This is a genomic window from Streptomyces scabichelini (assembly GCF_011045015.1).
GTDB lineage: Bacteria > Actinomycetota > Actinomycetes > Streptomycetales > Streptomycetaceae > Streptomyces > Streptomyces scabichelini.
In genome coordinates, this window is the sequence record NZ_JAAKZY010000069.1 from 36,957 (window position 1) to 46,488 (window position 9,532).

8 protein-coding genes are annotated in these 9,532 nt (G+C 68.0%); 1 reads left to right on the forward strand and 7 read right to left on the reverse strand.

Annotated features, from left to right (window positions below):
• Positions 1-111: 111 nt before the first annotated feature.
• From G5C60_RS22315 to G5C60_RS22345, 7 genes are all read right to left on the reverse strand, one after another.
• The gene (locus tag G5C60_RS22315) at positions 112-714 is read right to left on the reverse strand and encodes a hypothetical protein (protein WP_241266975.1); all 603 of its coding nucleotides are present in this window, start codon (positions 712-714) and stop codon (positions 112-114) included.
• Positions 711-1,688, reverse strand: coding sequence for an alpha/beta fold hydrolase (locus tag G5C60_RS22320; RefSeq protein ID WP_241266976.1), 978 nt, complete (start codon positions 1,686-1,688; stop codon positions 711-713). Before G5C60_RS22320 ends, G5C60_RS22315 begins: the two co-directional genes overlap by 4 nt.
• Before the next feature lie 115 nt (positions 1,689-1,803).
• On the reverse strand, positions 1,804-2,151 hold the full coding sequence (locus G5C60_RS22325; protein ID WP_165262040.1) for a helix-turn-helix domain-containing protein: 348 nt from the start codon (positions 2,149-2,151) through the stop codon (positions 1,804-1,806).
• Positions 2,152-2,205: 54 nt separating this feature from the next.
• On the reverse strand, positions 2,206-2,964 hold the full coding sequence (locus G5C60_RS22330; protein ID WP_165262042.1) for a methyltransferase domain-containing protein: 759 nt from the start codon (positions 2,962-2,964) through the stop codon (positions 2,206-2,208).
• Between the two features lie 300 nt (positions 2,965-3,264).
• On the reverse strand, positions 3,265-4,749 hold the full coding sequence (locus tag G5C60_RS22335) for an NAD(P)-binding protein (protein WP_165262044.1): 1,485 nt from the start codon (positions 4,747-4,749) through the stop codon (positions 3,265-3,267).
• Positions 4,746-6,767, reverse strand: a complete 2,022-nt coding sequence (locus tag G5C60_RS22340; protein WP_165262046.1) for an ABC transporter ATP-binding protein — start codon at positions 6,765-6,767, stop codon at positions 4,746-4,748. Before G5C60_RS22340 ends, G5C60_RS22335 begins: the two co-directional genes overlap by 4 nt.
• Before the next feature lie 279 nt (positions 6,768-7,046).
• Entirely contained in the window at positions 7,047-7,808 is a 762-nt protein-coding gene (locus G5C60_RS22345) for a MerR family transcriptional regulator (RefSeq protein ID WP_165262048.1), read from the reverse strand.
• Positions 7,809-7,964: 156 nt separating this feature from the next.
• On the opposite strand from G5C60_RS22345, the gene gad reads away from it, so the two are divergent.
• Positions 7,965-9,371, forward strand: coding sequence for a glutamate decarboxylase (gene gad, locus G5C60_RS22350; protein ID WP_165262050.1), 1,407 nt, complete (start codon positions 7,965-7,967; stop codon positions 9,369-9,371).
• The last annotated feature ends 161 nt before the right edge of the window (positions 9,372-9,532 follow it).

The window sequence follows — 9,532 nt, forward strand, 5'->3', positions numbered from 1 at the left end:
CAGAAATTTCAGAGCGGGTTCTCCAGCCGTTCGGCGGGAGGGCGCGGACTCACGCGGCACGAGGGTGCCGAGTGAGCTCGCAGCTTCCAGTCGAGAGGGCCGATCGACGCGCTATGCGGCTGTCCGGGATGGCGCGTCAGCAGGGGTGACGTCTCCGTCCAGAGGGAATTCCATGGAGACGAAGGCGGGTTCGATGTGCCGGTCTTCCGGGCTGGTGGGGTACGACTGCAGCAGCATGAACTGGCTGTGCGAGGCGCCTTCGGCATGGGGCAGATGGAGCTGGATGTAGCGGGCCAGCAGCCGGTACCCGGCCGCCGTCGTCACGGGCAGCACTGCCGATCCGAAGGCGGCCGCCTGGGCAAGGGTGTGCTGGGTCGCGTCGAACAGGGCCTTCGGGCTCCGGTTGCGTGCGTTCCACGTCAGTGCGTACCACGGCCGGTCCTGGACAATCGGAACCTCCGCCCACTCACCGGGCTTGCCGTCCGCGATGTCACGGTAGAGAAGATGGTTGTCCTTGACGCCGGGGTTCGGCCCGAAGAAGCGCCAGTTCGGGGTCGGTATGCGCAGCTTCCCGCGGCGCAGGAGACCGTCGAAGCGCTGCTCGGGGATCTGTGCCACGGCCGTCGCGACCAGCCATGCGGCGAGTGACGTCGTGACGGCGGCGATCTTTACGCGTTCGACGTTCACCGTCATGGGCTTAGCTGTCATGGTCATGCCAATTCCTCCTCTCGCTCCGCGGCGCTCTCAGCGGCCCGGCGTCCCTTGGTGGACGGCCGCCACGACGGCCCGAGCGGCTCGGAGGGCGGTTCACCGACGATCAGCTCCGTCACCTCTTCGGCGTGCTGCCGCACGGCGAGCAGGGACTCGTGGTCGGCGCCCTCGACGAAGTGATGCCGGGCCCGCTTGGAGATGACGGCCAGCCTGGCCTGGATCCCGGCGTGCAGGGTGTTGTCGCCGATGTTGTTCTCCGCCGTGATGACGGTCAACGGGCAGTCCAGATCGGTCAGTTCCGGGTAGGTCATAGCGTCCCGGTACTCCCGATGGGCCGTGGCCCATGTGCGGGGGGTCGCCAGAAACGCCCGGTAGCTCCGGTTGATGTCCGGGCGGTACTGCTGGTTCACGTTCATGGCGGGGCGGAAGACCGAGAGACCTGTGGCGGCGAACACCTGCTCCATCACCATCCGCTGGTGGGACCAGCGGTCGACGTTGGTTCGGCGGGTGTGGCGCAGGCCGACCACTTCGGTGGCGTCGATCATGACCACGTGGGTCACGCCCTTCACCGCGTCCGGACGCAGCGACGCACAGGCCGCGACGAGGTAACCGCCCAGGGAGTGGCCTGCCAGGACGACCGGGAGATCGGCGATGTACGTGTCGCGCAGCTCCTGCAACAGCTCGAAGTGCGACTCCAGGCCGTATCGGGTGTCCGGCGTGCTGAGCCCGTAGCCGGGACGGTTGAACCGCACATACGCCGTGTCCGCGGGAAGTGCGCCGCAGACCCAGTCCCAGTATTCCTGAGGCGCACCCAGACCGTTGTCGAGCAGAACCGCGCGCTGTGCCTGCGGAGGGATATGGACGTCGATCTCGACGAGACTGCCGTCCGGTCTCTCGTGCAGCAGACAGCGACGCGCACGCTCGCGTTTACCGGTGAATCGCGTTACCGCGCCGGTCAGAAGACTTCCGCCGGCCAATCCAGCAATGCCGATGGCAAACTGGCGCTCCAAAGACGCCACATTCCCTCCCCCGTGATGTGAAGTGACTGTCTGCCCGGAAGGCTAACACCTGATGCCGGACTAAATTAATGAGTTAATTGATCAGCCGTCCCGGGCGGGTGCTTCCACGGGGCTGCGGCGGACGAACGGCCGTGCTCCGGCCGTACTTCCGCAGTTCTATGTAGAGTTCGCCGATCGTCGTCTTCAACATGGCGTTTTCCTTGGCCAGCTCGGCCATTCGGGATGCTTCCTCGGTGTCTCTTCCGCCCTCGCCGGCCAGGCCGTTACGGCCTCCCTCAATAAACTGCCGGCGCCAGTTCGATACCGACTGCTCGGACACCCCTGCTTCTCGCGCGGCTTCCGCCGCTGTCAGTTCGCCGCTCATCACTCTGACCACCAGGCCGAGTTTCTTGTCTACCGGAAGTACTGGCGGACGCCCCACGTGCAACCCCCTTATTGCCAACCGCTTGCCAACCGTGTGCTGTGTGTAGTGCGCTCAGGGTTTGACGTAGCAGCACATGAACAGGGGTGCCCCTTCGCTGTAAGGGGTGCCGTCCCATCGCGACATACGCGCCTCGGGCTCGAGGCCGGCCGCGCGGGCGTAGTCGTCGACGTCATCCGGGGTGGTCAGCCGGGTGAGTTCGTTGCCCACCCTGGTGGTGCCGTCGGCCTGGTACAGGATGTGCGAGCACTGCCACAGGCCGCCGTCGAGCAGGGTGGAATGGGTCTGCACACCTGTCCCCGGCTCCGGGTAGGGGACGAAGTAAGTGGTGCGGGTCCGGCCCTCGTGAAGGTCCAGGATCGCCGGCTTGTTGTGCGTCTCGATCACCAGCCGGCCACCGGGGATCAGCAGGTCGGCCGCGCGCTGAACGGCCCGCTGTTGGTCCTCGGGAGTGGTCAGGCACGACAAGGTCGCGCATACGGAATACACCATCCCGTAGCGGGATTCCGAGGTGTAGCTGCGTATGTCCCCGTGCACCGGGGTGACGTCCCCGCCGTCCTTCAGCTTGACGCGCAGCGCGTCCAGCATCTCCGGAGAGGAGTCCACGCCGGTCACATGGCCGGCGCTTTGGGAGAGCGGGATGGCGATCCGCCCGGTACCGACACCGAATTCAAGGGTCCCCGCCTCGGGAGCGGGGTGGCGGGCCTGCAGACCCTTTACGGCCTCGGCGGTAAACCTGTCGTCCGGGAGCAGCCGGTCGTACCAGCCTTCGAACTGTCTGCCGTAGCCTATGTCTTCAACGTCGGTTTTCACAGATATTCCCCGTTCATGCTGTCCCCACTGCCATACCGATGGGAGCGTCATGAAGCCGAGGAGCTGGAACCGGGCTATACGCGAGATGCCCGGCTACATCGGTCACGGAAAGCTCCGCAACCGCCCGCGTGGCTGGTCAGACAACAGCGCGGTAACGCCTCAACGGAGCCTGTGGGGAGACCTCGTTGCCTTCACCGTACCAAACGCGATATGGGCTGTTCCATGGATATCGGGCGCGGATTTTTCAGGCCGGGCCGTGATGGCGGGAGTTGACGGCGCCTCGAGCGAGAGCGCCCTATATTAGCCGGGACGCCCGAATTCAAGTGGTGCCGGATCGGACGCCAAGTCGGGTACGTCACATATCCCGAAACAATGCCGAAGTGCGGAGAGCGCGGCCAGGTATCCAGACATTCCGTGCACACTTGGACCCGGCGGGGTGGCCGAGGAGCACAGGAAGACTCCGGGCAGCGGTGTGCGGTAGGGATCGAAACGCGGTACGGGCCGCGCGATGCTCTGATAGAGAGTCATCGCCCCGGAACCGATGTCCCCGCCGACGTAGTTGGGGTTGTACGCCTCGTACGCGGCGGCTGCGACAGAACGGTGGGCGACGACGGTGTCCCCGAACCCTGGGGCATAGCGCTCGATACGGGCCCGGACCAGGTCGTACGGGTCGGTGGGGTCACCGTTCGGCACATGCGCGTACGCCCACACGGGCCGCTTCCCGGGCAGGGCCCGCCCGGGGTCGGTCACCGCCGGGTCCACCACGAGGACGAACGGCTCCCTGGTACGCACTCTGCGGGCGTTCGCCGTCTCCTGCCGCACCATCTCGGCATGTGTGCCGCCCAGATGCACCGTTCCTGCGCGGCCCACCTCCGGGTCGGTCCAGGGAATCGGCTCGGAGACCAGGAAGTCGACCTTGGCGGCGCCAGGACCGTAGCGGAACCGCTCCAGAGCGCGCGCGTAGGCACGGGGCAGCCGGCCGCCCGCGAGGGCCAGCAGGCCCTTGGGGCTGGTGTCGAGCAACACCGCGCGTGCGCCGTGCAGTTCGGCCAGGTCCGCCACGTGGTGTCCGGTGTGGAAGACGCCGCCGTGCGCCGTGATGTCCTCGGCCAGCGCCTGTGCGATACGGCCGCTGCCACCGCGCGGCAGCGGCCACCCCGTCCCGTGCGCCAGGTGGCCAAGGAGCATGGCCACCGCCGCGGACGCCAGGCTCGGCAGCTTGCCGACCGCGTGCGCGGCGACGCCGGTGAGCAGGGCGGGCGCCTCCTCGCCCCGGAAGCGCGCCGCGCCGAGCCCGCTGCCGTGGACCGCTACCCGGCTCGCCAGCAGCAGGGCCGCCGAAGGGTCCCGCGGCAGACCGCGCTGCCCGGAAAGGACGAGGTCGACGACCGCTTCGCTGCGCTCGAGCAGCGGGCCCATCAGGCGACGCCAGCCGGGACCGTCGACGCCCAGGTGCTCGCAGGTCTTCGCCAGTGAGCGGTAGGCCAGGGCGGAACGGCCCCCGTCCAGCGGATGGGCGTAACTGATCTCGGGCTGCAGGAGCTCGACCCCGCGGGCCGCCAGGTCGAACGCGCGGAAGAACGGAGAGGCGGCGGCCATGGGGTGGACGGCGGAGCAGATGTCGTGCACGACGCCGGAGTCGAAGAGCGAAGCGGTGCGCAGCCCTCCCCCGATGGTCTCGGCCGCTTCGTGGAGCTCAACGCGCAGACCGGCACGGGCCAGGACCACGCCGGCCGCAAGGCCGTTGGGTCCGGTGCCCACGATGGCGACATCGGTGGTACTCACCGCTGCTCCTCACTCTTGATGGGCCGAAGCTGCAACGTCTGGTCGATGGGCCGCAGCTGCAACGTCTGCTCGGTGAGTCCGACGTATGGCGGCCAGCCCACTGCGAAGGAGGGCGGGGGCACGTACGGTTCCACCCGTTCCGGCCGTTCCGGGCCGGTCGCCGGGGCGACGAAGCCGGGCTCGGCGTGCAGCCGCGATCCGGGCTCGGCGTGCAGCCGCGAGCCGGGCTCGGCGTGCAGTTGAGAGCCGGCGAGGCGCCGGTAGAGCTCGTCGCGCTCCATCAGGTCGTGGTGCACGCCGGTGGCCCGGACCCTGCCCCCTTCCATCACCACGATCTTGTCGGCGTCGATCACCGTGGAGATCCGATGGGCGATGGCGATGACCGCGCACCTCCGGGAGACCCGGCGCACCACGTCGCGAAAGTCCCGCTCCGAGTCGGAGTCCAGGTTGGAGGTGGCTTCGTCCAGCAGCATGACCGCGGGCTGCTGCAACAACGTACGGGCGATGCACAGGCGCTGGCGCTGACCGCCGGACAAGCCGCTGCCCTGGTCACCGAGTTCGGTGTCGAGGCCGTGTGGGAGTTGGGCGATCACCGAAGTGAGGCCGGCCATCTCCACCGCCTCCCTGATGGCGCCGTCACGGGCGTGGGGATTGGCGTAGGTCAGGTTCTCCCGGATGGTGCCGCGCATGGCCGCGCTGTCCTGCTGGACATAGCCCACAAGGCCGCGGACCGTGTCGAGGGGCAGCGCCTCGATGTTCTGCCCGCCGAGCCGAACGCGGCCGCCGTCCACCGAGCAGAAGCGTTCGATCAGCTGGAACATGGTGGTCTTGCCCGCGCCCGAAGGCCCGACCACCGCCGTCAGCCCACGCGCCGGCACGCTGAACGAGACGCCGTTGAGAGCCTGCGTCCTGTCCGCCTGCTTCCCTCGCCGGTAGGCGAAGCGCACGTCGTGGAATTCCACCGCCGGCCGGTGCGGAGCCAGCTGCCCGAGGGGCGCGGGTCGGCCCGCCGCACCGGCCGGGTCGTTGCCTTCCTGGGGCATGCGGGCGAGCTCGTCCACTCTCTGGACGGCGGCTCGGCCCTGGACGAACTGGCCCAGCCCCATGAAGAACATCACCAGCGGCGACACCAGTTGGAACAGATACATGATGAACGTGGTCAAACTGGCCATGTCCATCTCGCCGCGGGCCACCCAGGACATCCCGACGCCCACGACGATGGCCAGGGCGCCCTGCGTGCCGACGTTCATGGACGGCATCAGCAGTGCGTTGTAGGCGTTGACCCGTATGCCCGAACGCCGCGTCTTCTCGGCCAGCTCACCGATGCGGGCGGCCTCACGGGACTCGGCGCGGGACGCCTTCACCGTGGGCAGCGCGGAGAGTACGCGCTGTAGGTCACTGGCGAATGCGCCGGTGTCGTCCCGGTTCTGCAGAGCCACCTTGCGCAGTTTCCGGGCCAGCGCAATGGAGATGATGCTGGCGCCTCCCAGGCAACTCATGGTGATGACCATCAGCCACAGATCGATGAGGAACATCAGCACGACGCCACCTATTACCGTGGCGCCACTGATGATCAGCTGAGCGAGGCTCTGCGAGAGGGCAATCTTCACCAGTGAGGTATCGGTGACCGTGCGGGTGAAAATATCGCCTTGGGACTTATTCCCGAACGCCGTGAGATCGGCACGCAGAAGCCTTCCGACCAAGAATTGACGGACGTCGAAGACGATATTCTCCCCGGCCCGCCCGATGACGTAGGCCTGGAGCGAGGAGAAGAGGGCACCCGCGCAGAAGAGGCCGACGAGCTGGGCGACGGGGACGGTCATCGAGGCGCCGCCGCCCGCCGCCTCGATCAGTTTGCCGATGGCCCAGGGCTGGGCGAGCGAGGCGGCGACGGCCAGCAGGCCGAGCAGCACGCCGGTGAGCAGCAGCCCGGTGTGCTGTCTGGTGACACTCGCGACCGACCCCGCGCCGTTTGTGGCCCCGGCTCCCGGGCTCGCGTTTTTCACGTGACTCGCCATGAGCGCTCCCCCCGCTTTGCCGACGGTCACGGCGAATGTGCACGCGCCAGAAGAACAGCACTGCCACACGAGCCCCGTCGTCAAGACGTTCGAAGCTAACACGCCACACGGTCTAAAGTTATCCGTTAATTGACCGGCGAGCGGGAGACCATCGCATTACGGGAAGCCGCACGCGGACCGGCACAAGTCAATCGCTCGCCTTTACGCAAGTTAAGCGCTCTCCTTTACTTGGCGCGTTTTCCGGCGACTACCCGCCCTCCCCCGGGGGGCGGGTGTGCGTCACGCCCGGTGGCGGTCCGCGTTCGCATGGATCGCGTCGCGCAGGTGCTGGGCGAGGCCCTCGTGCATCGAGTCGTAGTACGCCTTGAAGCGCTCGTCGGAGACATACATGTCGCCGAGACTCCGGTGCATCTCGTACGGGCACTCGAAGTACCAGGTGCCGATGTGGCCGCGGTGCTCCTCGGCCAGGTCCATGGCGCCCTCGCCGGTCGGCGGTTTGCCGGCGGCCACCAGGGCCGTGTAGCGCTCACTCCAGTCGTTCACCTCAGCCTGGATGCGCTTCCAGTCCTCCTTCGTGTAGCGGGCCGCGCGGCGCTGCGACTCGGCGTATGCCTCCGTACCGCCCCAGCGCTGCTCGGCCTCGTCGGCGTACTGCTCGGGGTCCTTGTCCCCGAACACCTCGAACTTCTCCTCGGGCGTGAGGTTGATCCCCATCTTGCGTGCCTCCATGGCGTGCTCCACGGCCTCCGCCATCTTCTGCAGCTTCTCGATCCGGGCGGTCAGCAGCTCGTGCTGGCGGCGCAGATGCGCGCGCGGGTCCGCGGCCGGATCGTCGAGCAGGGCGGCGACCTCGTCGAGCGGGAAGCCGAGCTCCCGGTAGAACAGGATCTGCTGCAGCCGGTCGAGGTCGGCGTCGCTGTAACGCCGGTGGCCCGCGTGGCTGCGCTCGCTGGGCACGAGCAGCCCGATCTCGTCGTAGTGGTGCAGCGCGCGCACCGTGACCCCGGCGAAACCGGCGACCTGTCCCACGGAGTAACTCATCGCCTCCGCTCCCTCCTTTTCGGTACGCGGTCCAGGCTGAGCCCTCACGCCACGTGAGGTGCAAGCCCGAATCCACCGAGTGCTATGCCTCTTTTACTCAGTTATGACGGGCCCGTGGCCCACCATGGAGGCCCGAACCCACCGACCGGAGGCACCATGCCGCTCCACACCGGCCCCGAGAAGCCCGACGAGCGTCCCCGGGCCGTCAATCCCTTCTACGGCGAGGCCAATCCGGTCGGCGGCATGACCGAGGCCCCGCCCCAGCACCGGCTGCCCGACGGGCCGCTGCCACCGGCCACGGCCTACCAACTCGTCCACGACGAACTGATGCTGGACGGAAACTCTCGTCTCAACCTCGCCACCTTCGTCACCACCTGGATGGAACCGCAGGCCGGGGTGCTGATGGCGGAGTGCCGGGACAAGAACATGATCGACAAGGACGAGTATCCGCGGACGGCCGAGCTGGAGCGGCGGTGCGTGGCGATGCTCGCCGACCTGTGGAACGCGCCGGATCCGTCTGCCGCCGTGGGCTGCTCGACGACCGGGTCGAGCGAGGCCTGCATGCTCGCGGGCATGGCGCTCAAGCGGCGCTGGGCCCAGGCCAATGCGGATCGTTATCCCGGAGCCCGCCCGAACCTGGTCATGGGCATCAACGTCCAGGTCTGCTGGGAGAAGTTCTGCACCTTCTGGGAGGTCGAGGCGCGCCAAGTGCCCATGGAGGGCGACCGCTTCCACCTCGACCCGCAGGCCGCGGCCGAACTGTGCGACGAGAACACCATCGGCGTCGTCGGCATCCTCGGATCCACCTTCGACGGGTCGTACGAGCCGATCGCCGAACTCTGCGCCGCCCTGGACGAGTTGCAGCAGAGAACGGGACTCGACATCCCCGTCCACGTCGACGGCGCTTCCGGCGCGATGGTCGCCCCCTTCCTCGAGGAGGACCTGCTCTGGGACTTCCGGCTGCCGCGTGTGGCCTCCATCAACACCTCGGGGCACAAGTACGGGCTCGTGTACCCCGGCGTCGGCTGGGCCCTGTGGCGGTCCGCCGCCGAACTGCCCGAGGAACTGGTCTTCAGGGTGAACTACCTGGGCGGCGACATGCCGACGTTCGCGCTCAACTTCTCGCGGCCGGGTGCGCAGGTCGTGGCGCAGTACTACACGTTCCTGCGGCTGGGCCGCGAGGGGTACCGGGCGGTCCAGCAGACGACGCGGGACGTGGCCATGAGGCTCGCCGACCGCGTCGAGGCGCTCGGGGACTTCCGGCTCCTCACTCGCGGCGATCAGTTGCCGGTCTTCGCCTTCACAACGACACCCGATGTGAAGGCATACGACGTCTTCGACGTGTCCCGGAGGATGCGTGAGCGCGGCTGGCTCGTCCCCGCGTACACCTTCCCCGCGAACCGACAGGACCTGTCCGTGCTGCGCGTCGTGTGCCGCAACGGCTTCTCCTCCGACCTCGCGGAGCTGTTCGCCGAGGACTTGGGCCGTCTGCTGCCCGAACTGCGCCGGCAACCGCATCCGTTGACCCACGACAAGGACTCGGCGACGGGTTTCCACCACTGAGCCGGCACGCGCCCGCGGGGTGGCGCGCTCCACGGATCCGTCTCGAGAGTCCGGGCGCTGCAGGCTCTGTGCCGGACACCGTCCTCGCCGTGGACGACAAGGCTGACAACAAGGCTGTCGCCGGCCGCGATACCGGGAGGCCCCCGAGGCACCCCACCCCC